The following is a 24,791-nucleotide window of genomic DNA, read 5'->3' as shown; positions in this document are numbered from 1 at the left end:
CAAGGGCGCTGCCGATGGTTTGCGGCAGGCTGGAAGCCTGCCCCACGACTTGCCCCCGCTCGCCGCGTGCCCGTAGCATCCACGCTGCCGGCGCACCTGTGCCTGCGCCGTGATGACCAAAAGCCCAGCCCCGGAGCGCCACCATGGACGACCAAACCCCCGCCGACCTGCCCGCCGCGCCAGTCGCAACAGAGCCCGAGCCAGACGACTTCCGCGCGGACCCCGCCGCGGTGGCCGCGTTCATCGCCCGCTGGGGCGAGGCGAGCGGCAGCGAGCGCGCCAACTATCAGTTGTTCCTCACCGAGCTCTGCGCGCTGCTCGACCTGCCGCAGCCCGAGCCCGCCCGCGCCGACAACGCCGAGAACGCCTACTGCTTCGAGCGCCGCGTGGTGTTTCAGCACGGCGACGGCACCCAGAGCTTCGGCTACATCGACCTGTACCGGCGCGCCTGCTGCGTGCTGGAGGCCAAGCAATCCGGCCTCGGCCTCGACACCACCGGCTGGGACAAGGCCATGCTCCGCGCCCACGGCCAGGCCGTGCAGTATGTCCGCGCGCTGCCGCCGGAGGAGGGCCGCCCGCCGTTCGTGGTCGTGGTCGATGTGGGCCGCAGCATCGAGCTCTACAGCGAATGGAGCCGCACCGGCGGCGCCTACATCCCGTTTCCGGACCCGCGCTCCCACCGCATCAAGCTCGCCGACCTCGCCGACCCGGTCATCCAGCGCCGGCTGCGCGCGGTCTGGCTCGACCCGCTATCGCTCGACCCCACCCGCCGCGCCGCCCGCGTCACCCGCGACATCGCCGCCCGGCTCGCGCGGCTCGCCGTGTCGCTGGAGGCCGCCGGCCACCCGCCGGAGCTCGCCGCCGCCTTCCTGATCCGCTGCCTGTTCACGCTCTTTGCCGAGGACATCGGGCTCCTGCCGGAGGCCGCCTTCACGGACCTGCTGCGCTCCGTGCAGGACAACCCGGCGCAGTTCGTGCCGCTGGTCGAGCACCTGTGGCGCGACATGGACCGGGGCACCGCCTTCAACGTGCTGCTGCGCGCGCCCATCCCGCGCTTCAACGGCCGGCTGTTTGCCGACGCCGTCGCGCTGCCGCTGGACCGTGCCCAGCTTGCGCTGCTCATCGACGCCGGCGACGCCAACTGGCGCCACGTCGAGCCCGCCATCTTCGGCACCCTGCTGGAGCGCGCGCTCGACCCGCGCGAGCGCCACAAGCTCGGTGCCCACTACACGCCGCGCGCCTACGTGGAGCGCCTGGTGCTGCCCACCGTCATCGAGCCGCTGCGCGAGGACTGGACCGCCGTGCAGGGCGCCGCGCTGACGCTGCACGAGCAGGGCAAGGGCGGCGAGGCGCAGAAGCTCGTCGCCGGCTTTCAGGTGCGCCTCGCCGGCGTGCGCGTGCTCGACCCCGCCTGCGGCTCCGGCAACTTTCTGTACGTGACGCTGGAGCACCTGAAACGGCTCGAAGGCGAGGTCATCGACACGCTGGAGCAGCTCGGCCAGCGCCAACTGCTCATCGACATGGAAGGCGTCAGCGTGGACCCGCACCAATTGCTCGGCCTGGAATTGAACCCGCGCGCCGCGACCATTGCGGAGATGGTGCTCTGGATCGGCTACCTGCAATGGCACTTCCGCACCCGCGGACGGGTCAACCCGCCCGAGCCCATCATCCGGGACTTCCGCAACATCGAATGCCGCGACGCCGTGCTCGCCTACGACCGCATGGAATGGGTGACGGACGAGCACGGCCGCCCCATCACCCGCTGGGACGGCCGCACCACCAAGCCGCACCCCGTCACCGGCGAGCCCGTGCCCGACGAGACCGCGCAAGTGCCGCTGGAGCGCTACGTCAATCCGCGCCGCGCGGAATGGCCCGAGGCGGAGTTTGTGGTGGGGAATCCGCCGTTTATTGGCACGAAGCGGATGAAGCAAGCGCTCGGCGAGGGCTATGTCGACGCGCTGCGCGGCACATGGACCGAGGTCCCCGAGTCAGCCGATTACGTCATGTACTGGTGGGAGATGGCTGCCAATCTCGCCAGACAGGGCAAGATCGAACGCTTCGGCTTCATTACAACAAACAGCCTTCGGCAGACCTTCAATCGCCGGGTGTTGGAGCGGCATCTGACGGGTAAGCCCGCGCTGTCCATTATCTTCGCGATCCCAGATCACCCCTGGGTCGATTCTTCTGACGGCGCCGCGGTTCGAATCGCTATGACCGTAGCTGTCAAGGTCGCGCGCGAAGGATGCATTCAGCGAGTGGTAGAGGAGCGCCCAGCACAAGGCGAGGGGGTTGAGGTTGAGCTTTCGACAAGATATGGAACCATCAACGCTGACTTGAGCGCCGGCCCGAACGTGCATCAAGCATTGGCGTTACGGTCCAATCTTAGCCTTGCCGGTATGGGCGTGGCTTTGCATGGTGCTGGCTTTATCGTCACCGCAGAGCAAGCTTCCGAGCTAAGAACGCAAGGACCCGGAGTAATCCGCGGCTACCTCGGAGGGAGAGACTTGCTTCAGGCATGCCGGGAGCGATATCTCATCGACTTCAGCGGCCTCACTGAGACCCAGGCGCGAGAAGCCAATCCTGCTGCATTCCAGCGCGTATTGGACTACGTAAAGCCGGAACGGGACGCAAATCGACGGGAGTCCATTCGGCGACTTTGGTGGAGGTTTGGCTGGGAAAGGCCGGTGCTTCGGCAAGCTCTTGCTGGCTTGCCACGATATATAGCCACACCCGAGACGGCAAGGCACCGCGTGTTCCAGTTCGTGTCGATAGCAATACTTTGCGATCACAAGATTGTCTGCGTTGCGACAGATGACGCTTATTTCCTTGGCTTACTAAGCAGCAAGTGCCATGTCGCTTGGGCTATGTCTACTGGTGGTTGGCTTGGCGTCGGCAACGATTCCGTATACAACAAGACGAGATGCTTCGACTCTTTCCCCTTCCCCGACCCGCCCGAGCCATTGAAGGCCCGCATCCGGGAGTTGGGCGAAGCGCTGGACGCCCATCGCAAGGCCCGCCAGGCGCTGCACCCGGGGCTGACCATGACCGGCATGTACAACGTGCTGGAGAAGCTCCGCCGCGGCGAGCCGCTGACGGCCAAGGACCGCGTGATCCACGAGCAAGGCCTCGTCTCCGTGCTGCGCCAGCTCCACGACGACCTCGACGCCGCCGTGCTCGCGGCCTACGGCTGGTCCGACCTCGCTGGTCCTCGTGGGGCCGGCTTCCAGCCGGCCAGCAACAGCCCCGCCTGCGAAGCTGAGGCCGGCCCCGCAAGTGTCGCCGGGTCTCAGCCGACCGCCGGCAGCCCCGCCTCCCCGCCGCCCGCCGCCGAGCCCGGCCTCGCCGGCGCCGACGTGGCGGAAGAGCTGCTCCGCCGCCTGGTGGCGCTGAACGCCGAGCGCGCCGCCGAGGAGCGCCGCGGCCTGGTGCGCTGGCTGCGCCCGGAGTTTCAGAACCCCGGCGGCAGCGCCGTGCAGGCCACCGCCGAGCTCGCCGGCGCGAGCCCCGCCGCGGCCCCGAGCGGCCCGCGCCCGGACTGGCCCCGCACCCTGCCGGAGCAGATCGCCGCGCTGCGCGCCGCGCTCGCCGCGAGCCCCGGACCGGCCGGCACCGACGAGCTCGCCCGCGGCTTCAACCGCGCCCCCAAGGCCAAGGTCGCGGAGCTGCTCGCCGTCCTCGCCGGCTTGGGCCATGCCCGCGCCCTCGACGACGGCCGCTGGAGCGGGGGCTGACTGCGGGAGGCGAGGTCCCAGACCGACCGGGCCGCGGAGCGATTTCTGGCGCAATCACGTTGTCGCCGCGGTTGGACCGAGGGCCGAGGGCCAAGGGCCAAGGAGGGCTCCCTCGGCCCTCGGCCCTCGGCCCTTCTTTTCTCCCTCACCCATGCTCCAGCGGCAGCGAAGTCAACACCGGCGTGTCGGCGGCGGCGGGGTCGAAGGCGAGCGCCAGCATGCGCTCGGCAACGAAGGCGGTGGAGCTGAAGGCGTCGCTGGCCTTGAGGTCCAGGAACTTCTGCACCCGCGGGAATTGCTCCGGGGAGCACTGGCGGATCAGCGCCTGCATGTCCGTGTCGATGATGCCGGGGGCGACGGCATGCACGCGGAGCCCGGTGCCGGTCTCTTCCAGCGCAATGGACTCGCTCATCCGATCCACGGCCGCCTTGCCGGCGCAGTAGGCGGACCAGCCGGCGTAGGCGTTGCGCGCGGCACCGGAGCTGATGTTGAGCAGCACGCCGGCGCCGCCGCGCTCGCGCACATGGCGGATGAAGACCTGGCTGCCGTGGAAGACGCCGAGCACGTTCACCTCGATGTGCCGCGCAAACTCGGCCGGGTCGTTGTCCCGCAGCGGCCCGATGGGCGCGAGCAGGCCGGCGTTGTTGATCCACAGGTCCACACGCCCGAAGCGCTCCACGGCGGCGGCACAGAAGCGCGCCATGGCCCGCGCGTCGGTGACATCGGCGGACGCGTTCAGGACCTCCGCGGCATCGCCCGCCAGCGCCGGACGCTGCCGGGCGCAGGCCGCGACCTTGACGCCGCGCGCGAGAAAAGCCTCTGCAAGCCCGGCCCCCAGGCCGCGGCTCGCGCCGGTGATGACGGCGACTTTGCCGGTGACATTGAGCATCTTGATGACCTCCATAGAACTGACAGCAGAACTGACATCGTGGTGGATCGCCCGCGCGTGATCGCCGGGCCGGGCCACAACGGCCGGCGCCGGCCTTCTGCCGAACCGGACCACGCTGGCTCCCCTCGGCCTCCGGCCGGTGCTAACATCAAGCCCGTGCCCAGAGCGGAGGCCTTTCCGCCATGACCTATTCCGATCCAACAACGGCAGCACTCGCCCGGCGCGCAGCAGCATGCACGATCCCGAGCGCTTTCCAACCCGACAAGTATCAACCGCCCGGCGCCGCAACCGGCGCGGCCCGCTTGCCGCCGTCCTGCTCGTCGCACTCTCGGGCTGGGGCACCGCGGCCATGAGCTTGGGCCCGCCGCCAACGGACGCGACCCGCTTCGCCGCCGCCCGCGCGCGGCTGGTGGACAGCATCGAGCGCGACGTGGTGCTCACCAGCGGCTTCCTCGGTTTCGACCGCCTGGACCCCGCCGTGCTCCGCGCCATGCGCAGCGTGCCGCGGGAGGAGTTCGTGCCGCGCCAGCTCTGGCCCCAAGCTTACGCGGACAGCCCGCTGCCCATCGGCCAGGGCCAGACCATCTCGCAGCCCTATATCGTCGCGGTCATGAGTCAGCTCGCGGGCGTGCAGGCGGGCGATCGCGTCTACGAGCTCGGCACCGGCTCAGGCTATCAAGCCGCGGTGCTCGGTGCGATGGGGGTGGAGGTCTACAGCGTCGAGATCGTGCCGGAGCTCGCGGCCCGCGCCGCCGAGACCCTGGCCCGGCTCGGCTACGACAACGTACACGTACGTGCCGGCGACGGCTATCTGGGCTGGCCCGACGCCGCGCCCTTCGACGCGGTGGTGGTCACGGCCGCGCATCCGAAGATCCCGCAGCCGCTCATCGACCAGCTCGCAGCGGGCGGGCGGCTGGTCATGCCCGTGGGCGAGACTTACGCGGAGCAGCAGCTCACGGTGCTGACCAAGCAGCCGGACGGGACGCTCGCGCGCGCGGCGCTCTTGCCCGTGCGCTTTGTCCCCGTGACGGGCGACGGCGCCCGCGACGACGCGGGGCCGTAGCCGATGGCGGCGGCCAACGGCGGCAGCAACGCCGCACGGGACACCCGCCGCGCTGACCGGATTAGCGCCTACCTGCAGAGCCCGCGCCCCTTGGTGCTCACCTGCGGCGTGCAGCATTACGGCTGGGGCGACCATGCCTTTATTCCGGCACTGCTCGGCCAGCCGGCACCGGCGGACAGGCCGCATGCCGAGCTCTGGATCGGCGCCCACCATGAGCTGCCGGCGACGGCGGAGCTGGACGGTGTGCCGGTGCCGCTCGACCGGCTCATCGCCGCGGCCCCGGCGGCGCTGCTCGGCGCCGAGGCGGCGGCCCGCTTCGGCGGCGAGCTGCCGTTTCTGTTCAAGGTGCTGTCGGCGGCGACGCCGCTGTCGATCCAGGCGCATCCGAATCGCACCCAGGCGGAGCAGGGCTTCGCCGACGAAGACCGCCGCGGTATTGCACCGACGGACCCCCGGCGCAACTACCGCGACCGCAACCACAAGCCCGAGCTGCTGCTGGCGCTGACGGAGTTCCATGCGTTGCGCGGTTTCCGACCGCTGGCCGAGATCGCCGCGGAGCTGGCGCATTACCCCGCGCTGCGCGCCTTCGCGGACACCCTGGACGACACCCCCGCCGGGCTGCGCCGGGCCTACGGCGAGCTGATGCGCCTGCCGCAGCCGGACATCGACGCGCTGCTTGCGCCCGTGATCGCGACCAGCCGCAGGCGCGCCGACGACCCCGCGGACCCGGGCCAGGCGCGCTGCCGCTGGCTGCTCGACGCCGACCGGCGCTTCTCGGCCGACGGCCACCACGACCGCGGCCTGCTCGCGTTTCTGCTGCTGAATCTGCTGCATCTGCGCCCGGGGGAGGCGATCTTCTTGCCCGCCGGGGAGCTGCACAGCTACCTCGCCGGGGCCGGGCTGGAGCTGATGGCGAGCTCCAACAACGTGCTCCGCGGCGGACTCACGACGAAGCACATCGATGTGGATGCCCTGCTCGCCGTGCTGCAGGTGGACCCGCGGGCGCCGGCCGTCTGCGCGCCGAGCCCGGTGCCGGATGCGCCCGGGCTCACGGTCTACGCGCCGCCGGTCAGCGAGTTTGCGTTGCATCGGCTGCGCCTGGCGGCCGGCGGCGCGCAGGTACTGCGCCCGACGGCGATCGTGCTGGGGCTGGTGCTGCAGGGCGATGCGATGATCGCCGCCGGCGATGCGGAGCTGCGGCTCGGCAGAGGCAGCAGCTTCCTGTTGCCCGCGGGGCGAGCGGCCCGGCTCGGCGCGGATGGCGGAGCGGACCTGGCGCTCGCGACCGTTGCGGCCGCACCCGGCGGCGAGGGCAGGTGCGCGGCACGGCCGTGGCATCCCTGAGGTGACGGCGAGCACGGGAGCGCACCTGCATCTACGCGGCCGTGCCCGGCGGGAAACGCCGAATACTGCGGCGTTTCCTTAAAACAGCTCGTCCATCACGCGCGGAGCACTGCGTCGCGGGGCACTGCGAGCCGCGCTCCGGGGCGCGCTGCGGGAGCCGACGGCGCGCCGCGGGCCGCTGGCGGCCCGCGAGCCCCCGCCACCGGAGGCGGCCGCGAACTTGACCGGCTCCGGCCCCAGCGTCATCAGCTCGTACTCGCTGCGAATGTACTCCACCAGGCCGCCGCCGCCGCTGGCGACACCGGTGGCGGCGTTGATGCGCACGGCGACCATGCCCTCCGGGCGCTTGATCTGGGCGATGGGCTCGTCCTTCATGGCGTCGGCCATGAAGTCCACCCACATGCCGAGCGCCGCGGTGCCGCCCCACTCGCCGATGCCGAGCGGCCGGTTGTCGTCCATGCCCAGCCAGGCGATGGTCACGAGCGCGGGTGAGTAGCCGGCGAACCAGGAATCGCGGGACTCATTCGTCGTGCCGGTCTTGCCGGCGAGGTCGGAGCGGCCAAGCCGCCGCGCGCGCGTGGCGGTGCCGACCGTGATCACGTCTTTCAGCATCGAGTCCATGTTGTAGGCGATGCGCGGGTCCAGCACCTGCTGCGCAAGGGGGCCGTCCGCCTCATCCAAACCGAGGACCTCGGCCTCGCCCTTGCGGGGCTCCAGCCAACAACTGGCGCAGGCGCGCGGTGGTGCGGCCTCGAACAGCAGGTTGCCGGCGGCGTCCTCGATACGCTGCACCACGTAGGGCTCGATCTTGTAGCCGCCGTTGGCGAACACGGCATAGCCGGCGGCGAGCTGCAGGGGCGTCGAGCTGCCGCCGCCGAGCGCGAGGCCGTAGTTGCGCGGGTTATCTTCCATCGAATAGCCGAAGCGCTGCAGGAAGTCCCGCGTGTAATCGATGCCCATCCGATCGAGGAGATTGACGATGGCCAGGTTCCTGGACTTGGCCAGCGCCACGCGCATGCGAATGGTGCCCATGTACCTGCCGTCGGCGTTCTTGGGTTTCCAGCGGCCGAAACTCTTCTGCGTGTCGCTGACCAGGCTCGCCGGCGTGTAGCCCTTGGCCAGCGCCGCGGCGTAGACGAAGGGCTTGAACGTGGAGCCGGGCTGGCGGCGGGCGTCGGTGACGCGGTTGAATTTCGACCAGTCGAACTCGTAGCCGCCGGAGACGGACCGGATGGCACCGTCCATCGGCGCAATCGCCACCAACGCGCCGCCGACGGTGGGCACTTGGGTCAGGATCCAGGTGCCTCTGTCGTTCTTGCGCAGGCGAATCACATCGCCGGCCGGAATGACGCGGTCCACCCTGCCCTGCCGCGGCCCCTTGGCGTTCTCGTTGACGTAGCGGCGCATGTGGTTGACCTGCCACAGCTTGAGCTCCAAGGTCTCGCCGCCGCCCAGGTAGACCTTGGCGGAGGACGCGCCGGACTCGGTGACGACACCGACGGGCCGCTCCGGCACCTCCGGACGCCCCGCGAGGTACTCGTCCAGCGCTTCCGTCGTCATCTCGGCGACGCCCTCAAGCTGGTCCTCCGGGCCGTGGTAGCCGTGGCGGGCGTTGTAGGCATCCAGCGCGCGGCGCAGCGATCGGTCGGACTCGGTCTGCAGGTCATCGTCGATGGTGGTGGTGACCTTGAGGCCGAGCTTGTAGGCCTCCTGCTCGCCGAAGCGCTCGACGACGGCCTGCCGGGCCATCTCGGCGGCGTAGCCGGCTTCGAGCTCGATGGGTGCCGTGTAGGCCGTGGCCGTAACCGGCGAGACCCAGGCCATGCTGTGGTCCACCTCGTCGATGTAGCCGAGCTGGAGCATGCGGTCCAGGATCCAGTCGCGGCGCTCGCGGGCGCGCTCCGGGTCCGCCAGCGGGTTGTTTGCGGACGGCGCCTTCGGCAGGCCCGCCAGCATGGCCATCTCGGCCAGGGTGAGCTGATCCAGCGTCTTGCTGTAGTAGAACTCGGCGGCGGCGGAGATGCCGTAGGCGCGATTGCCGAAGAAGATCTTGTTGAGATACAGCTCCAGGATGTCGTCCTTCGCGAGCGTGGTCTCCATGCGCATGGCGAGCAGGATCTCGGTCAGCTTGCGCTTGACCGTCTTCTCGGGTGTCAGGAAGAAGTTGCGCGCCACCTGCATGGTGATGGTACTGCCGCCCTGCGTAGCCTCACCGGCCTGGGCCACGGCGTACGCGGCGCGGGCGAGGCCGATGGCGTCGATGCCGGCGTGATCGTAGAAGCGGCTGTCCTCGGCGGCGATGAAGGCCTTGACCAAGTCCGGCGGGATGTCCTCGAAAGCCACGGCGCGGCGACGCTGGACGCCGTACTCCGCCATCAACGAGCCGGCGGCGCTGTAAATGCGCAGCGGTTCTTCGTAGCTGAGCTCCTGCAGCGCATCCACCGAGGGCAGCTCCTCATGGATGCTGAGGAGCAGCACCGACGCACCGATGGCGCCGATCAGCGCCGCATCCAGCGGCAACGCCAGCGGCGCGGCGACGATACGCGAGAAGGTGTGCAGGATGCCGGAGAAGGCCCCCTCGCGGCGGCCCTTGCGCCCCTTGCGCGCGCGAGTGCGGCGCTTTGGCCTTGCCAGCCGGCCGCCGGACGGCGGCCTGCCACCGCGGCGCGGCTCGTCGGCAGCGCCTGCGGCCGCGGTATCGACAGTGGCCGGATCGGCGGCGGCGGCGGCTTGGTTGCCCGGGGCGTCCGGATGGCTCGGTGCGGCCGGAGGATTGTCTGGTGTTTGCAAGGCTTTTCACCGCTCTGCTGTGCCTGAGGTGCGGCATAACAGCGACTTGCCGCGCATTCGTCTGACAAATTCTACACCGCCCGGTGCGCTTCACCTATCGTCGGACACACCAGACGCGCAGCGGTCCGACAGGCGTCATCGATACAGTGCGGCGCGCCGCGCGCACGAGGCGCCGGCAAGGAATCCAGTCTACCTTCGGTTACACTCGCCACGCGGCAAGTGATGTTGGAGCAGCAAGACGTTGGCAGAGACGGCACAGGCTACCCCCGGCACGGGTGGTACCCGAGAACGGTTGCTGGAGGCGGCATTGGAGGTCTTTGCCGAGCACGGCTACGAGGCGGCGACGATCCGCGAGATCTGCAGTCGCGCCGGCGCCAACGTGGCCGCGGTGCACTACCACTTCGGCGACAAGCGCAAGCTCTACGAGGCGATCTACGGCACGCTGTTCGAGACGCTGCGCGAGCGCCGCACGGCCTTCCTGCCGGCGGACGCGCCGGCGGCAGAACGGCTTCGGGTCTACATCCGCGCGCTGTTCGAGGAGATCTTCTGCGGCGTCGGCGACGCCAGCCGCCAGGTGCAGCTCAGCACCATTTACCTCTCCGAAATGGCCCGCCCGAGCGAGGTGCTGGACCGCATCGTAACCGAGCACCTGGAGCCCGACGCCCGCGAGCTCTACAGCATCGTCGGCGAGCTCCTGGGCTGCCCGCCGCGCGATCCGCGCACCATCGACTGTGCCGCGAGCGTTGTCGGACAAATCCTGTACTACCACCACGCCGGGCCCATCGTCACGCGCCTGCACCCCGAGCGCCCGCCGGTGCCGGAGCGGCTCGACGCGCTGGTGGAGCATGTGTGGCTTTTTGCGCTCAGCGGAATACAGGGGCTAGGGGCTAGGGGCTAGGGTCGCGACACCAGTGCATCGCGCGCTGTCGCCGTGTTGACCTGGAGGTCAACACTCCAGTCCGCTCAGCCCGCCGCGACCGCTTCCGGCAGCTCGGACGGTGCCTCGCCGCGCTCGCGCAGGGCCTCGAATGGGTCCGACCCGTTGCGCTGGCGCCCGGCGTCGGCGAGACGGCTCAGATAGTCCTGCCACAGGGGCTGCCAGGCGCGCCCGAGCTTGTAGAGATAACCCCAGTCGTACAGGCCGGACTTGTGGCCGTCGTCAAAGACGATCTTCACCGCGTAGCTGCCCACCTGCTGCAGGTCGCGGATGTTCACAAACTCCTTGCCCACCTGCAGCTTGGCGTGCTCCGGCGAATGGCCGCGGACCTCGGCCGATGGCGAGTACACGCGCAGATATTCGCACGGCAGCCGAAAGCGCGCGCCGTCGTCGTAGGTGATCTCCAGCACGCGGGTCTTCTGGTGCAGGTTGAGCTCAATGGGCAGCGGGTGATTGGCCATGGGCGTGTAGCGGCGGTGCCGAGGGTGAGGCGGATCGTTGGGCGGAAGTTGCGGCCGGCGGTGGCGGCTTCCAATCGCGCAGTCCCGTGTCGCCCGGGACGTCGACACGCCGGCCGCTCACCAGTCCTCCGCCACCCCGCTCATCTCCGGCCAGCCGCAGGCGTGGCGCTCGACGAGGCCGAGCATCATCTCTAGGTGGCGCGGGTCGTCATTGAGGCAGGGGATGTAGTGATAGTCCTCGCCACCCGCCTCGGTGAAATACTCGCGGTTCTCGACGTCGATCTCTTCCAGCGTCTCCAGGCAATCGGCGGAGAAGCCCGGCGCGATCACATGCACGCGCTTCACGCCGTCGGCACCCCAGAGCTTTAGGGTCTCATCCGTGTAGGGCTGCAGCCATTCGTCGCGCCCCACGCGAGACTGGAAGGACACGAGCCAGCGGTCCTCCGCCAGCCCGAGCTGCTGCACCACCATGCGCGCGGTCTTGTGGCAGTGACAGTGGTAAGGGTCGCCGGCCATGAAGTAGCGCTTGGGGATGCCGTGGAACGAGAACAGCAGCCGCTCAGGCTCGCCGTGCTCGGCCCAGTAGGCCTGGATGCTGTGCGCAACGGCATCGATGTAGTTGGCATCGTCGTGGTACTGGTTGATAAAGCGCAGCTCCGGCAGCCAGCGCCAGGTGCTGAGCTCATCCGTGACCGCATCGAACACCGACGCCGTGGTGGTGCCGGAATACTGCGGATACAGCGGCAGCACCAGGAGCCGCCGGACGTTGGCCTCCTTGAGCTTGTTCAGCGCTTCCGGCACGGACGGGTTGCCGTAGCGCATGCCGAGCTCGACATGCACGCCCTTGCCGAAACGCGCTTCGAGCAGTGCCCGCAGCCCGGTGGCCTGGCGCTGGGCCACGTCGAGCAACGGCGAGCCGCGCTCGGTCCAGACGGACTGGTAGGCACGCGCGGAACGGCTCGGGCGCACGCGCAGGATGACGCCGTGCAGCACCAGCCACCACACGGGGCGCGGCAGCTCGACCACGCGCGGGTCGTTCAGGAACTCCGACAGGTAACGCCGCACCGCCGACGAGGTCGGGGCATCCGGCGTTCCAAGGTTCAGCATCAGCACGCCCAAGCGTTCCGGCGTGCCGTGCTCGAATCCGGGCACATTCTTGTATCGCATCGTAAAGCGGTCGCCAGGTTTATCCCTGCGTTCCGTAATGGTAATGGAGGGCTCGGCCATTTCCGGCCGGATGGCATGACGCCCGACAGGCGGCAAGTCGCGGGGGAATCACCCCGGTTGGTCGATAGGTCGGGGCGGAGTCGGCGCAGACAACGGCTCGACGGCACTGCGAAGCCGCGCTTAGTCACAGCCCGCCCAAACGGGCGGGCGCCGTCGTTGCGTTCCCGCAACGGTGCGTCGGATTGGCGGAGCGAATGTGCCGGGCTGCGCGGCAGCCGAATCAGCCCGGCGGCGCCGCGGTCACTCGCGGATCTCGGCCCGCAGTTGCGCGCAGAGCGCGCGGAAGCGCTCCGGGTCCGCCTGGCCAAACACCGGGTCCAATGCGGTCGGCGCCGCGGCGCCCAGGTCTTGCCACTCCGCGGCGCTCAGCAGCTCGGCGGCGAGGGGGAAGGCCTCTTGGTCTTCCAGGCGCATGTGCTCGCGCAGCGTCGCCACCAGCTCGCGGCCCTGCTGCTCCACCTCGTCGCGCGGCAGCACCTCTTCGTGCACGATGCCCTCGATCGATTCCCTGAAGCGGCGATTCAGCGCCGACAGCGCCTCGTGCTGGAGCATCAGCCGGCGCAGCACGTCATGGCCCTGCCCCGGCTGCGCCAGCAGACGCTCGAAGATCAGGTTCTCGCTCGGGTGATGGACCTGGTCGGCGTAGTCGATCATGTACTCCAGGAGCTCGCACATCAGCGCGTAGTCCGGCTCAGCGCCATCGCTGAAGTGGTCCAGCATGCCTTCCAGCAGCACCAGCAGTTGCGTGAGGCGACGATGGTCCTCGGCGAGTCGTTCCAGCAGGGCGTTCATCAGGCTGCCTCCCGGGATGCGGTCTCGATGGGGATGGGAAGTGCGGTTGCCGCAGCATATGCGCCACGGCAGCGGCGGGGATATCCCGACGATATGACAGCAACGGGGGCGAAGCAAACCGAGCAGGCGCCGACACCGGGTGCGGCGCCGGCCCGCGCCGCGATCAGCCGCAATCCTCGGGCGGCGGCGTCGGCGCCCGCGGCGCGGTCGGCGGCGTTGCTGCGCGCGCCGCCGCGCGCTCGCGGCGGCGGCGCAGCAGCCAGGCCCACACCAGGCCGCGGGGCGGGCTCTCGCCGTGCAGCACGTAGGTGAGCGCGTAGGCGTTCTGCAGCGTCCAGCGCATGCTGAACTGCGCCGACGGGCGCCCGCAGAACAGGAGCAGGTCGCCGTCGCGGAGCCGGTCGTTCGGGTCCGGCAGCAGCGTGCGGCTGTGCTCGCGCTTGCGCAGCAGCGCCATGGCCGGCAACCGGCAGCCGCGGTCGCGCGGATCCCGCAGCAGGTCGCCAAGCCGCGGCAGCGGCTCGTCGGGCCGCAGCCGAAACAGCGCATAGGCGTCGCGGGCGTCGATGCGCACCTGCCAGACCTCCGGCGCCTGGTCGTGCACCAGCGCGGCGAGGCGGTCGATGAGCTCGCAGGCCCAGGCGTCGTCCTCCAGGCGGGCAGCATTGAGAAACTCGGTCAGCAGCGGCGTCGCGAGCAGCATGCGGATGCGATCGGCGACGATCAGGCTCGGATGCATCAGGATGTCGGCGTTGACGACATCGAACAGCTCCCGGTTCATGAGCTGATTCTCGCGCACCACCATGAACAGCCCCGGGTTCAGCGTCTTGGCGGTCATGACGATGCTCAGATTGTTCGCATCGTTGTCGGTGCCGGCAATGAGCCCGACGGCGCGATGGATGTCGGCCTGCTCCAACGTATCCGCCTCCGTACCCGGCCCCTCCACCAGCGGGCAGTCCGGCCGTCCGGTGCGCTCGGGGCGCGACTCGATGACCACCAGCTCGATGTCCTGCTCCCGCAAGTGCCGGTACAACGCCTTGCCGAAGCGCCCGTAGCCGCACAGCACCCAGAGCCCGTGCGCCGGCGGATAGGTCGGCTCGCGCAACCGCGAGCCGCGCTGCTCGCCGAGCCACTCGGACAAGCGCGTCAAGCACGGCGACCGCAGCGCGGTGGCGAAGGAGAGGGCAAAGGTATCAAAGGGGTCGTAGATGTGATCGGTGCCAAAGGAGGCCATGTTGGCCTCCACCGCGTGCGAGTCCGCTCGGCAGATGACCGTCGCACTCGGCTGCAACAGCTTGGACGCAAGCGCCACCCTGAGGTTGACCTCGTTGTCGGACGTGAGCGCCAGCACGCCGCGGCAGTTGGGCCGGCGCAGCCCTGCCAGCAGCAGGCTGTCGGGCCGACGCACGTCCGCCCGCAGCGCCGGCACGTACTCGCGCAGATTCTCGAGCTTGAGCTGGTTGATGCGATCGGGGTTGTTGTCCAACACCACCGCGCGCTGGCCGCGGTCGGTCAAGGCGCGCACCAGGCCGCTGCCCGTCTGGCCATAGCCGCAGATGAGATAGAAGGGCTCGCGCACGGCGCCGACACGCCGGCTGAAACGGCTCTCTTCCATGGCCCGCTGCAGGGTCTTGTCCTGCAACAGCGCGATCAGCGAGCCGATGGAGTAGATCCAGACAATGACCGTCGCATAGATGCAGAAGGTCACCCAGATGCGCTGTGCGCCCGTCAGCGCATAGGGGATCTCGCCATAGCCGATGGTGGTGGCCGTGTAGCTGATGAAGTAGAAGGCATCGAAGAAGCTCAGATGAACCACGTTGCCCGCTTCATCCTGCCCCGGAATGACCACGAGCCCGATGGTCGCGATGCTGTAGGTCACGAGCAGCGCCAACAGCGGCGTGCGCATCCGCCGGAAGATCAGGAAGAAGGTGCTGTCCATCGCGGCCGGCGCGGGCGAGGGTCGCAGGGTTCTCGGGTCGGGGCCGGCGCCGCGTCAGCGCCGCAGCAGCACCGTCTCGATGACGAGCAGCACCACCGAGACGACGTTCGCCACCAGCGCACCGGCAGCCAGGGACACGACGCTCGACAGCGTGCCGGCGGTGAAGCCGGCTTGCGTGCCATGCGCAGCAATGGTCCAGAGCAGCGCACCACCGAGCAGTTGCAACATCGCCACCAGGCTCGTGGCCAGCAGCACGGCGCCCATCTGCGTACGGTCGCCGAGCTTCAGGATGGTCGCGATGCCGTTGACGACGACGACCGACGCGAACTCCCACACGTGGTGATGATCAGGGTTATCGATCTCGCCATAGACGAAGCCGACGTTCAGCGTCAGCGCCAGCAGGATGAAGAAGCCGAAGACGACCTTTTCCGGATTCACGGCGGCACTCCAGGACGACGGGACAGACGGTGAGCGGCGGGTCAGAGCCCGCCGACGCCTCGGCAGCAGCCGCAAATGTAAAGCTGCGTCACGCTGCGGCAGCCGGCGCCTGCCGGCCGGCGCATAATCCCCACTGCGGCCGGGCGATGCAACCGTCGGTGTCGGCGAGTCGCCGCGATTTCACTCAACCAGGGAGCGCTGTCCGAATGAGCCAACCGCACGAGTCCACCTATCCGCCGCTACCGCCGGCGCTCGACGCACCGCTCGCCGAGCTGCACACAGCCCGCGCCGGGCGCCTCGCCTACTACGCCGACGAGGACGGCGATGGCCGCCCGCTGCTCTTGGTGCACAGCGTCAACGCAGCACCGAGCAGCTTCGAGGTCAAGCCCATCTTCGAGCGCTGGCGCGGCGCGCGGCCGGTCTACAGCCTGGACCTGCCGGGCTTTGGCCAGTCCGAGCGCGGCGCGCGCGCCTACACGCCGGAGCTGTATGCGGACGCCATCGTCGCCATGCTGGAGCAGGTCATCGGCGCGCCGGCGGATGTGCTGGCGCTGTCGCTCGGTGCCGAGTTTGCCGCCCGCGCCGCGCTCGCCGCGCCGCGCAGCATCGCCTCGCTGGCGCTGATCTCGCCCACCGGCTTCAGCGCCCGCGGCACGCCGGGCCCGGGCTTCTCGCGGGTCGCGCGGCCGGTGCTAACCATGCCGCTGTGGTCGCAGGGGCTGTTCGGCCTGCTCACGTCGCGGCCGAGCATCCGCTACTACCTGAACAAGTCCTTCGTCGGCGCGGCGCCGCAGGAGCTGGTGGACTACGCCTACGCCACCGCCCACCAGCCGGGCGCCCGCCATGCGCCGCTCACCTTCCTCTCCATGCAGCTCTTCACGCGTGAGGCCGAAGAACGGCTCTACGGGCGGCTCACCGAGAGCCCCGTGCTCGCCATCGCCGACCGCGACCCTTACATCGGCTTCGAGCAGTTGCCCGAGTTCGCCGCGAGCCGGCCCAACTGGCGCTTCGAGACCCTCGCCCCCCACCGCGGCATGCCGCACTGGGAGCGCCCGGAGGCCACCTTCGCGCTGCTGGAGGGGTTTTGGAACGGCGACTGACCGCGCCCGCCGACGGATGGGTACGCCGACCTAAGTCGGCGCCCGGGTACGCCGACTTCAGTCGGCCGCAGGCGGCGCAGCAGAAGCGGCATGGCCAAGGTGTCTTTCTTTTCGTGCCCGGGCGAGACGATCTCGCAGACCCAGTCGGGGGGGCAAATCGATGATCCCTTGCGGCAGCCGCGGCAAGCGTTCACGGCGCCAGCCGGCGAGATCGTGTGGGGGGCACTCGTGTGCCTCGTAAGCGACGCTCACGTCGGTCGCTATCAACCAGCCGCCCGGCCCCGCGCCTCGCGTGTAGGCGTGCAGCTCGCCCCGCGTGTTGCCTTGCGCCACGGCGTGTGACAGCCGCGTCATCGGCCGCCGCACGATCTCCCCGCCGACCAGCTCGACATCCTCGTCCGGCGACGCCGCCAAGTCATACAGGGTTTTGAGCTTCGAGGCTTCTACCACGACCTGCGCGTATAGGCTTCGACGGCCCACATCATCCCGCAACCGCCGCGGCGGCCCAACACCCCGCCACGGCCCGCACCCGCTGTCTCGTCCGGTGGATCGGCCGACGAGCTGAAATAGCCGAGCATCCCGGCCGCCAACCTGATAATGTGCGCCGCGAGGATAAGCTGAAGCGGCACAAAAGCCGCCCGGCACATGGCATCTGCCCTTTTCGACGAGACCGCCCGGCCTGACGCGCTATCGCCTAGCGGCATAACGTGGTCCAGCGCCCCGCCCGCTCCCCCCGAGATTCGTAGCATCCTGTCTCCTCGCGCCGCCCCCGGTGCAACGTTGTCCGAACCGGACCGAGCATCACCTGCGGCCCCCCGCGCCTGCGTCGGCGCTGCCTTAAGGGCTTTGCCCGCAAGCGGCGCGCAGGTTCGGACACCCAAAGCACCACCCCTGACATCCGCGAGACATTTTCCATGAACATTTACGTTGGCAACCTTCCCTACACCGTCACCGACAACGACCTGCGCGACGCCTTCTCGCAGTACGGCAGCGTTGACGCGGTGAACCTGATCACCGACAAGTTCAGCGGCCAGTCCAAAGGCTTCGGCTTCGTCGAAATGGCCAACAACTCCGAGGCGGACGCCGCCATCAAGGGCTTGAACGGGAGCGACTTCAAGGGCCGCAACATCACCGTGAACCAGGCCAAGCCGAAGAGCGACCGCCCGGCGCGCGGCGCCGGCGGCCCGCGCCGCTGGTAAGCCAGCGCGGCTGACGCCGCGCACGGGTGCGGCGGCTTTCAGCCGGCCGCAGCCCGGTTACGCCGACCGAGGTCGGCCGCATCCGGCGCGGGCTCGACCCGCGCCGACTGCGTTGCAGCCTCCGTAATCCGCCTCCGCTTCTTGCCGCGACGATCAAGCCCATCTTGGGCAGGCTTGCGAGGACGCAAGCCCGCACCGGAACCCCGCCGTTGCCGAAACTGCCCATCCTCGACCCCTTTCGATTCTCCCTGCTCGTCTTCGCCTGGGCCTGTTGCCTCGCCGCCGCCGCAGCCAATGCCGCAGAGCTTGAGAGCATCCCGGGTGTGCGCCTCATCCCGACGGAGTGGGCCGATGGCGACAGCTTCGAGGTCCAATTCCCAAGCGGCGCAAAGCACACGATCCGGCTGTACGGCGCCGACGCCTTCGAGCTCAACGTCACCGACCGCGCCGACGCCCGCCGGCTGCAACAGCAGCGCCGCTACTTCGGCATTACGTACTACAGCGAGCAGGTGCCGGAATCCATCGCGCTCGCCAAGACTCTCGGTGCCGAGGCCAAGGCCGCCGTCGGCGAGCTGCTCGCCGAGCCCTTCACCGTGCACACCGCCTTCGCCGACGGCGGCGGCGACGGCCGCTACCGGCGCATCTACGGCTTTATCAGCCTCGCCGACGGCCGCGATCTCGCCACCGTGCTGGTGGAGCGCGGCCTCGCCCGCGCCTTCGGCGTGTATCGCGGCACGCCGGAGGGCTTGAACCGCGACGACTACCGCGAGCAGCTCAAAGACGCGGAGCTCCGCGCCGCCGCCCAGCGCAAAGGCGCCTGGGCCTACACGGACTGGGACGAGATCGGCGAGCAGCGCCGCCAGCAACGCCTGGAGGATCGCGAATTCGACCTCGCCACCGGCCGGTCCGCCCCCGCCGGCCCGCTCGACATCAACACTGCCGCCCGCGACGACCTCATGCGCATCCCCGGCATCGGCGAGCACTACGCCAACGCCATTATCGAGCACCGCCCCTACGCAAACGTCGAAGAGTTGCTGCGCGTGCCCGGCATCGGCGAGAAGCGGCTCGCGCGGCTGCGGGATTGGGTCAGTGTGGAGCGCTGAGGGCGCCGAGGCGGCGAGGCGGCGAGGCGGCGAGGCGGCGAGGCGCCGAGGCGGCGAGGCGGCATGCCGCAGCCGGCGCCAGGGTTCCTTGCTGTCTCCATCGAGCGTACCGGTCATTTCTGAACCGGCACTACACCGCCTCCGCCGCCTCCGCCGCACCGGCCTGCATCGTGTCGGCGACGAGGGTGTAGACCTCCACCCAGGCACCTTTCACCTCGGGCGTGAACTCATCGCCCAGCCCCTGCGCCAGGGTCCACAGCAACGCGTCGGCGACCTTGTCGTAATCGGCGCTGCCGACGCCGTAGCGCGCGTGGCGGGCGCCCATGTCCTTCACCGGCTGCACGATCACCTCCAGGTTGGTAAGCGCATTGACGGCGGTGTCTAGCATGGTCATCAGCTTGCGGCCCTGCTCCTGCATATCGCCTTTGAACAGCGGCTTCACCTCCGGATAGATCTCGAACAGCCGGCCGTAAAAGAGCTCGGCGGCCTGCTCGGCAATGGGCAGCACTTTGGCCCAGGAGCGCTGGACATGGGTTACGGTATCGGGGGACATGCACGCTTCCTCGGTTCTGGACGCGCCGGGCGTCGCCTGGGTCGGTGTCGTCTTGCGTTGAGCCGGCCGGCGCCAGGGCCCGACAAGGCCGGTCTGGCGCCGCACGACGGTCGGCCTGTAGTCTAAGGCGCGTCGAACCGCTTCGGCAGCGCGAGCGCCCCTGCTCGTCGTAGGTGAATGCACCGGGCCGAACAACGGAACAGGCGCGCAGGGGAATGCCGCTCGCCCCGGAACATGCCCAAGCGTCGGCCGCCGACGCTGCACGCCGCCCCGTCGGCACCACCGCCCTGCCCTCGCCGCTCCTGGAGCCCCAATGTCGATGCGCGTGATGCTCGTGGATCCCCGCCCCACCCGGCGCGCGGTGCTGGGGCCGACGCTCGCTGCCGAGGGCTTCGACATCGTCGCCTGCGTGGCACCAGACGACGACCTGCTCCAGGCCGTCGCGCGCTTCGCGCCGGACGTGGTGCTCATCGACATCGACTCGCCAAGCCGCGACACCTTCGAGAGCCTGCGCAGCGTGCAGGCCCGCCAGCCCCGGCCGATGGTCATGTTCACGCAGGACGACGCCGGCGAGAGCATCCGCCAGGCCATCGAGGCCGGTGTCACGGCCTATGTCGTCGATGGGCTCGAGAATCGGCGCGTGCGGCCCATCGTCGAGACGGCCATGGCCCGCTTCCGCCAATACCGGGCGCTGGAGCAGGAGCTTGCCGAGACGCGGACCAAGCTCGCCGAGCGCAAGCTCATCGAGCGCGCCAAGGGCCTCATCATGCAGCAGCAAGGCGTGAGCGAGGCCGAGGCCTACCAGGCCATGCGCAAGCTCGCGATGCGCCGCAACAAGAAGCTCGCGGAGATCGCGGACAGCGTCATCGCCGCGGCCGAGCTGATGCAGGGCTGATGCGCGCTGGGCGGGACAGGATTCCCACACCAACAGCATTTTATTGAGCACTGATGGTGCAGCCAGGGGCCGGCTGCACGGGTTTTGCGCAGACACGCCGCGCGTGCCCGGCGTCCCTGGCAGCCGGCCGGTGTCGCTACATCGGCTGTGACGTCATTTAGCAACAATCACTTGGCATGCCCAGGGCAGCACGGCGCGGCCGCCGGCGCTCAAGCTGGCACGTGCCCTGCAACGACAATGCTCAAAGACCGGCGCACCAAGGCCCAATGGCGGGCAGACCCAAAGGCGGGTTCGAGCGCAGGTCACGGGGAGTCGCTCCCCGGCGAGCGTCAATCGAGCAGCAACAGCATCGGCACGGCCATGGCGGCCGGCCAACGGACAAAGGCGTCCATCGAGCCCCGCGCGAGCGGGGTCGCGGTGGACGCCTTTTTTGTTGGTCGCGCCAGCCGACAACCGAGCCATCCCTACCCAAACGCAAGGCAGTCCCGATCCATGTCCCAGCCATCGACACCCAGCCATCCGAGCCGCCGCGGCTTCCTCAAGCGCGCGCTCCTCGCCGTCGCCGTCGCTGCCGGGCCGCTCTCGGCGCCCGCCGCCTTCGCCGAGGCGCTCGGCGAGCCCGAAAAGGAAGACCTCAAGCTCGGCTTCATCAAGCTTACGGACATGGCGCCGCTCGCCATCGCCTACGAGAAGGGCTACTTCGAGGACGAGGGCCTGTACGTGACGCTGGAGGCGCAGGCGAACTGGAAGGTGTTGCTCGATCGCGTCATCGACGGCCAGCTCGACGGCGCGCACATGCTCGCGGGCCAGCCGCTCGCCGCCACCATCGGCTTCGGCACCAAGGCGCACGTGATCACGCCCTTGTCCATGGACCTGAACGGCAACGGCGTTACCGTCTCGAACGCCGTGTGGGAGCAGATGAAGCCGCACATCCCAACGCGCGACGACGGACGCCCCGAGCACCCCATCAGCGCCGAGCACCTGCAACCCGTCGTCGAGGCCTACAAGGCCGAGGGCAAGCCATTCAGGATGGGCATGGTCTTCCCGGTGTCCACGCACAACTACGAGCTCCGCTACTGGCTCGCCGCGGGCGGCCTGCACCCCGGCTACTACGCCCCGCACAAGGGCGACATCGACGGGCAGATCGACGCCGAGGTGTTTCTGTCCGTGACGCCGCCGCCGCAGATGCCGGCGACGCTGGAGGCCGGGACCATCGACGGCTACTGCGTCGGCGAGCCCTGGAATCAGCAGGCGGTGTTCAAGGGCATCGGCGTGCCCGTCATCACCGACTACGAGATCTGGCAGAACAACCCTGAGAAGGTCTTCGGCATCACGGCCGAATTCGCAGAAGCCAACCCGAACACGACGGTGCGCATTGTCAAGGCCATGATCCGCGCGGCCAAGTGGCTGGATGAGAACGACAACGCCAACCGCAAGGAGGCCGTCGAGATCCTGAGCCGGCCGAATTACGTCGGCGCCGATGCCGAGGTCATCGCCAACTCCATGACCGGCACCTTCGAATACGAGAAGGGCGATAAGCGCGAGGTGCCGGACTTCAACGTCTTCTTTCGCTACCACGCGACCTATCCGTATTACTCCGACGCCATCTGGTATCTGACCCAGATGCGCCGCTGGGGCCAGATCGCCGAGCCGAAGCCCGACGACTGGTACATGGACACGGCGCAGCAGGTGTACCGCCCGGACATCTACCAAAAGGCCGCTGCGGCGCTCATCGCCGATGGCGTGATGCAGGCCTCGGACTTCCCGGACTTCGCCACCGAGACCGGCTTCAAGGGCAAGCAGTCCGGCTTCATCGACGGCGTCGCCTACGACGGCGCCAAGCCGAATGCCTACCTGGAGCAGTTCGAGATCGGGCTCAAGGGCGATAAGGTGCTTTGACGCCTCCTGGGTACGCCGACTTCAGTCGGCCTCCCCCTGGGTACGCCGACTTCAGTCGGCCTCCCCCTGGGTACGCCGACTTCAGTCGGCCTCCCCCTGGGTACGCCGACTTCAGTCGGCCTCCCCCTGGGTACGCCGACTTCAGTCGGCCTCCCCAGGGGTACGCCGACTTCAGTCGGCCTCCCCCTGGGTACGCCGACTTCAGTCGGCCCTTGGAGACTGAGCACTTCAGCCCGCAGTCGCCGCAGGGAGGGCACGGCACAGCGTACCCACCCGCAGCCAATCATTACGCAATCGATACCCGACCATGGCCGCCACCAACCTCACCACAAAGACCTTCGCGCTGCCCTGGCTCGCCCGGGCGCTCGATTGGCTGTCCGGCAGCGGTATCGATCGCATCGCCGGCGGCCTGGCCCATGCGCTGCTGCTGCCATTGCTCGGCATCGGCATCTTCCTGCTGCTCTGGTCCGCCGGCGCCGCACAGGTGCAGACGAGCCTCGGCCAGCTCCCCGGACCGGCGCAGGTCTGGGAGCAGGGTCAGCGCCTGTGGGCGGAGCATCGGGCCGAGCGCGGGCGCGAGGCCGCCTTCTCCGAGCGCCTCGACGAGCGCTACGAGAAGGCCGTCGCCGCCGGCCGCAGCGCGGAAGATCTGGCCAAGATCCGTGCCCGTCGCTACACGGGCAACCCGACCTTTGTGGATCAGATCTGGACCAGCCTGATCACCGTGGCGACAGGCTTTTTGCTCGCCTCCATCATTGCCATTCCGATCGGCATTGTCTGCGGTATGAATGCCGCGTTCTATGCCGCCATGAACCCGCTCATTCAGATCTTCAAGCCGGTGTCGCCACTGGCTTGGCTGCCGCTCGTGACCCTCATCGTCAGCGCCCTGTACGTGACCGACGACCCGCTCGTGTCCAAGTCCTTCCTCACCTCGGCCATCACCGTGACGCTGTGCTGCCTGTGGCCCACCATCATCAATACCACGGTCGGCGTCGCAACGGTGGACAAGGACCTGATGAACGTGAGCCGGGTGCTGCGCCTGGGCTGGTTTAAGCAGACGGTCAAGATCATCCTGCCGTCGGCGATGCCGATGATCTTCACCGGGATGCGCTTAAGCTTAGGCATCGGCTGGATGGTGCTCATTGCCGCCGAGATGCTGGCGCAGAACCCAGGACTCGGCAAGTTCGTCTGGGACGAGTTCCAGAACGGCAGCTCCAATTCGCTGGCGCGAATCATGGTCGCCGTGCTCGTCATCGGCTTCATCGGCTTCCTGCTCGACCGCGGTATGCTGATGCTCCAGCGCCGGTTCTCGTGGGACAAAGACGCTATCTTGCGGTGAAGAAGGGGCTAAGAGCTAGGGGCTAGGAGCTAGGGGCTAGGAGTCAGGGTCATCGGATGGGCAAGCGGAACTTGAGCGCGCCGTGCCGATTATGTGCCATCTCATTATTCGTTATTCATTATTCGTTATTCGCTGCTCGTGACTCGATATGCAAAGCTTTCTCAAGATCGACCACGTCGGAATCACCTTCGACACCCCCAAGGGCAAGCTTGAGATCCTGAAAGACATCAAGCTCGACATCGCCCAGGGCGAGGTCGTGTCGCTCATCGGTCATTCCGGCTGCGGCAAGTCCACGGTGCTGAACATCGTCGCGGGGCTGCTGCGGGCGAGCGAGGGCGGCGTGCTGCTGGAGGAGCGCGAGGTGACCGAGCCAGGTCCGGACCGGGCGGTGGTCTTCCAGCAGCACTCGCTGCTGCCCTGGCTCACCGTCTACGACAACGTGCGCCTCGCCGTGGATCAGGTGTTCGGCCGGACCAAGACGCGCAAGGAGCGCGACGAGTGGACCCGGCACAACCTGGCCCTGGTGCACATGGAGCACGCGCTGGAGCGCCGCCCGCACGAGATCTCGGGCGGCATGAAGCAGCGCGTCGGCATCGCCCGGGCGTTGGCCATGGAGCCCAAGGTGCTGTTGATGGACGAGCCCTTCGGCGCGCTCGACTCGCTGACCCGCACGCACATGCAGGACTCGCTGATGGAGATCCAGGCGCGGCTGAACAACACCGTCGTCCTGATCACGCACGACGTGGACGAGGCCGTGCTGCTGTCCGACCGCATCGTGATGATGACCAACGGCCCGTCCGCCACCATCGGCCAGGTGCTGGACGTGGACCTGCTGCGCCCCCGCGACCGCCTCGCGCTGGCCGAGGAGCCGACCTATCACCACTACCGGGCCGAGGTCGTGAAGTTTCTGCACGAGCGCCACGACAAGCCCCGCCTCGTCAGCAGCAATCCGCCGCAGCAGGAGCCCCGCGCCCTCCCGCTCGCCGCCAACGGCTAGCCCGCCGCTTCAAGCCCCAGATTCCAAGCTTCAAACTTCACTCTTCACTCTTCACTCTTCACTCTTCACTCTTCACTCTTCACTCTTCACTCTTC

20 protein-coding genes are annotated in these 24,791 nt (G+C 68.8%); 11 read left to right on the top strand and 9 right to left on the bottom strand.

The annotated features are described in order from the left end of the window. Positions 1–143: 143 nt before the first annotated feature. A complete protein-coding gene (locus ML01_RS12205) occupies positions 144–3,731 on the top strand; it encodes a DNA methyltransferase (RefSeq protein WP_216819166.1) in 3,588 nt (1,195 codons plus the stop codon). Between the two features lie 145 nt (positions 3,732–3,876). Here the strand turns inward: ML01_RS12205 and ML01_RS29610 are convergent, their stop codons facing one another. Then, positions 3,877–4,620: an SDR family oxidoreductase gene (locus ML01_RS29610; protein ID WP_216819165.1), complete on the bottom strand. Its 744-nt coding sequence runs from the start codon at positions 4,618–4,620 to the stop codon at positions 3,877–3,879. A 232-nt stretch (positions 4,621–4,852) separates the two neighbouring features. Between ML01_RS29610 and ML01_RS12195 the strand changes: the two genes are divergently transcribed. Continuing rightward, on the top strand, positions 4,853–5,683 hold the full coding sequence (locus ML01_RS12195) for a protein-L-isoaspartate(D-aspartate) O-methyltransferase (RefSeq protein WP_371258212.1): 831 nt from the start codon (positions 4,853–4,855) through the stop codon (positions 5,681–5,683). 3 nt (positions 5,684–5,686) lie between these two features. Further along, on the top strand, positions 5,687–7,027 hold the full coding sequence (gene manA / locus ML01_RS12190) for a mannose-6-phosphate isomerase, class I (RefSeq protein WP_058555676.1): 1,341 nt from the start codon (positions 5,687–5,689) through the stop codon (positions 7,025–7,027). 78 nt (positions 7,028–7,105) lie between these two features. Here the strand turns inward: manA and ML01_RS12185 are convergent, their stop codons facing one another. Beyond that, positions 7,106–9,817, bottom strand: coding sequence for a penicillin-binding protein 1A (locus ML01_RS12185; protein ID WP_254045233.1), 2,712 nt, complete (start codon positions 9,815–9,817; stop codon positions 7,106–7,108). Positions 9,818–10,058: 241 nt separating this feature from the next. Here ML01_RS12185 and ML01_RS12180 point away from each other — a divergent pair, with 241 nt between their 5' ends. Next, positions 10,059–10,715 (top strand): TetR/AcrR family transcriptional regulator, encoded by a 657-nt coding sequence (locus ML01_RS12180; protein ID WP_082674212.1) that lies wholly within the window; start codon positions 10,059–10,061, stop codon positions 10,713–10,715. A gap of 65 nt (positions 10,716–10,780) precedes the next feature. On the opposite strand, the gene ML01_RS12175 is transcribed toward ML01_RS12180, so the two are convergent. From ML01_RS12175 to ML01_RS12155, 5 genes are all read right to left on the bottom strand, one after another. Then, the gene (locus tag ML01_RS12175; protein ID WP_058555674.1) at positions 10,781–11,215 is read right to left on the bottom strand and encodes a gamma-butyrobetaine hydroxylase-like domain-containing protein; all 435 of its coding nucleotides are present in this window, start codon (positions 11,213–11,215) and stop codon (positions 10,781–10,783) included. A 117-nt stretch (positions 11,216–11,332) separates the two neighbouring features. Next, the gene (gene hemH, locus ML01_RS12170) at positions 11,333–12,382 is read right to left on the bottom strand and encodes a ferrochelatase (RefSeq protein WP_058555673.1); all 1,050 of its coding nucleotides are present in this window, start codon (positions 12,380–12,382) and stop codon (positions 11,333–11,335) included. A gap of 300 nt (positions 12,383–12,682) precedes the next feature. After that, the gene (locus ML01_RS12165; protein WP_058555672.1) at positions 12,683–13,234 is read right to left on the bottom strand and encodes a hemerythrin domain-containing protein; all 552 of its coding nucleotides are present in this window, start codon (positions 13,232–13,234) and stop codon (positions 12,683–12,685) included. Positions 13,235–13,397: 163 nt separating this feature from the next. Further along, positions 13,398–15,173 (bottom strand): TrkA family potassium uptake protein, encoded by a 1,776-nt coding sequence (locus ML01_RS12160; protein WP_082674211.1) that lies wholly within the window; start codon positions 15,171–15,173, stop codon positions 13,398–13,400. Positions 15,174–15,227: 54 nt separating this feature from the next. Continuing rightward, a complete protein-coding gene (locus ML01_RS12155; RefSeq protein WP_058555671.1) occupies positions 15,228–15,611 on the bottom strand; it encodes a DUF6394 family protein in 384 nt (127 codons plus the stop codon). Between the two features lie 206 nt (positions 15,612–15,817). On the opposite strand from ML01_RS12155, the gene ML01_RS12150 reads away from it, so the two are divergent. Then, positions 15,818–16,711: an alpha/beta fold hydrolase gene (locus ML01_RS12150; RefSeq protein WP_058555670.1), complete on the top strand. Its 894-nt coding sequence runs from the start codon at positions 15,818–15,820 to the stop codon at positions 16,709–16,711. Positions 16,712–16,768: 57 nt separating this feature from the next. On the opposite strand, the gene ML01_RS27240 is transcribed toward ML01_RS12150, so the two are convergent. Further along, positions 16,769–17,161 (bottom strand): Uma2 family endonuclease, encoded by a 393-nt coding sequence (locus ML01_RS27240; RefSeq protein ID WP_216819164.1) that lies wholly within the window; start codon positions 17,159–17,161, stop codon positions 16,769–16,771. 464 nt (positions 17,162–17,625) lie between these two features. On the opposite strand from ML01_RS27240, the gene ML01_RS12135 reads away from it, so the two are divergent. Together ML01_RS12135 and ML01_RS27235 are read left to right on the top strand one after the other, a co-directional pair. Continuing rightward, complete coding sequence (locus ML01_RS12135) at positions 17,626–17,910, top strand: RNA-binding protein (protein ID WP_058555667.1); 285 nt, start codon at positions 17,626–17,628, stop codon at positions 17,908–17,910. A 209-nt stretch (positions 17,911–18,119) separates the two neighbouring features. Then, positions 18,120–19,013: a helix-hairpin-helix domain-containing protein gene (locus ML01_RS27235; RefSeq protein WP_162268011.1), complete on the top strand. Its 894-nt coding sequence runs from the start codon at positions 18,120–18,122 to the stop codon at positions 19,011–19,013. Positions 19,014–19,143: 130 nt separating this feature from the next. Here the strand turns inward: ML01_RS27235 and ML01_RS12125 are convergent, their stop codons facing one another. Continuing rightward, positions 19,144–19,566, bottom strand: a complete 423-nt coding sequence (locus ML01_RS12125) for a globin family protein (protein WP_058555666.1) — start codon at positions 19,564–19,566, stop codon at positions 19,144–19,146. A gap of 319 nt (positions 19,567–19,885) precedes the next feature. Between ML01_RS12125 and ML01_RS12120 the strand changes: the two genes are divergently transcribed. The 4 genes from ML01_RS12120 to ML01_RS12105 all read left to right on the top strand — a co-directional run bounded on the left by ML01_RS12120 (position 19,886) and on the right by ML01_RS12105 (position 24,696). Beyond that, complete coding sequence (locus tag ML01_RS12120; protein ID WP_254045232.1) at positions 19,886–20,461, top strand: ANTAR domain-containing response regulator; 576 nt, start codon at positions 19,886–19,888, stop codon at positions 20,459–20,461. Positions 20,462–20,953: 492 nt separating this feature from the next. Further along, complete coding sequence (locus tag ML01_RS12115) at positions 20,954–22,360, top strand: CmpA/NrtA family ABC transporter substrate-binding protein (RefSeq protein WP_058555664.1); 1,407 nt, start codon at positions 20,954–20,956, stop codon at positions 22,358–22,360. Positions 22,361–22,667: 307 nt separating this feature from the next. Further along, positions 22,668–23,699, top strand: a complete 1,032-nt coding sequence (locus ML01_RS12110) for an ABC transporter permease (protein WP_058555663.1) — start codon at positions 22,668–22,670, stop codon at positions 23,697–23,699. A gap of 148 nt (positions 23,700–23,847) precedes the next feature. Then, entirely contained in the window at positions 23,848–24,696 is an 849-nt protein-coding gene (locus ML01_RS12105) for an ABC transporter ATP-binding protein (RefSeq protein WP_058555662.1), read from the top strand. Positions 24,697–24,791 lie beyond the last annotated feature (95 nt).

Origin of the sequence: Thiohalocapsa sp. ML1, assembly GCF_001469165.1 — a bacterium.
Taxonomy (GTDB): domain Bacteria; phylum Pseudomonadota; class Gammaproteobacteria; order Chromatiales; family Chromatiaceae; genus Thiohalocapsa.
The sequence above is the reverse complement of the archived record's forward strand: the minus strand, read 5'-3'. Positions and strand labels throughout refer to the sequence as shown.

Bases quoted from the DNA above. Each gene is read 5' to 3' on its own strand.
- ML01_RS12110 (WP_058555663.1), top strand. From the start codon at position 22,668: ATGGCCGCCACCAACCTCACCACAAAGACCTTCGCGCTGCCCTGGCTC.
- ML01_RS12150 (WP_058555670.1), top strand. From the start codon at position 15,818: ATGAGCCAACCGCACGAGTCCACCTATCCGCCGCTACCGCCGGCGCTC.
- ML01_RS12135 (WP_058555667.1), top strand. From the start codon at position 17,626: ATGAACATTTACGTTGGCAACCTTCCCTACACCGTCACCGACAACGAC.
- ML01_RS12125 (WP_058555666.1), bottom strand. From the start codon at position 19,566: ATGTCCCCCGATACCGTAACCCATGTCCAGCGCTCCTGGGCCAAAGTG.
- ML01_RS12120 (WP_254045232.1), top strand. From the start codon at position 19,886: ATGCGCGTGATGCTCGTGGATCCCCGCCCCACCCGGCGCGCGGTGCTG.
- ML01_RS12115 (WP_058555664.1), top strand. From the start codon at position 20,954: ATGTCCCAGCCATCGACACCCAGCCATCCGAGCCGCCGCGGCTTCCTC.
- hemH (WP_058555673.1), bottom strand. From the start codon at position 12,382: ATGCGATACAAGAATGTGCCCGGATTCGAGCACGGCACGCCGGAACGC.
- ML01_RS12195 (WP_371258212.1), top strand. From the start codon at position 4,853: ATGCACGATCCCGAGCGCTTTCCAACCCGACAAGTATCAACCGCCCGG.
- ML01_RS12175 (WP_058555674.1), bottom strand. From the start codon at position 11,215: ATGGCCAATCACCCGCTGCCCATTGAGCTCAACCTGCACCAGAAGACC.
- ML01_RS12160 (WP_082674211.1), bottom strand. From the start codon at position 15,173: ATGGACAGCACCTTCTTCCTGATCTTCCGGCGGATGCGCACGCCGCTG.
- ML01_RS12105 (WP_058555662.1), top strand. From the start codon at position 23,848: ATGCAAAGCTTTCTCAAGATCGACCACGTCGGAATCACCTTCGACACC.
- ML01_RS12165 (WP_058555672.1), bottom strand. From the start codon at position 13,234: ATGAACGCCCTGCTGGAACGACTCGCCGAGGACCATCGTCGCCTCACG.
- ML01_RS12205 (WP_216819166.1), top strand. From the start codon at position 144: ATGGACGACCAAACCCCCGCCGACCTGCCCGCCGCGCCAGTCGCAACA.
- manA (WP_058555676.1), top strand. From the start codon at position 5,687: ATGGCGGCGGCCAACGGCGGCAGCAACGCCGCACGGGACACCCGCCGC.
- ML01_RS29610 (WP_216819165.1), bottom strand. From the start codon at position 4,620: ATGCTCAATGTCACCGGCAAAGTCGCCGTCATCACCGGCGCGAGCCGC.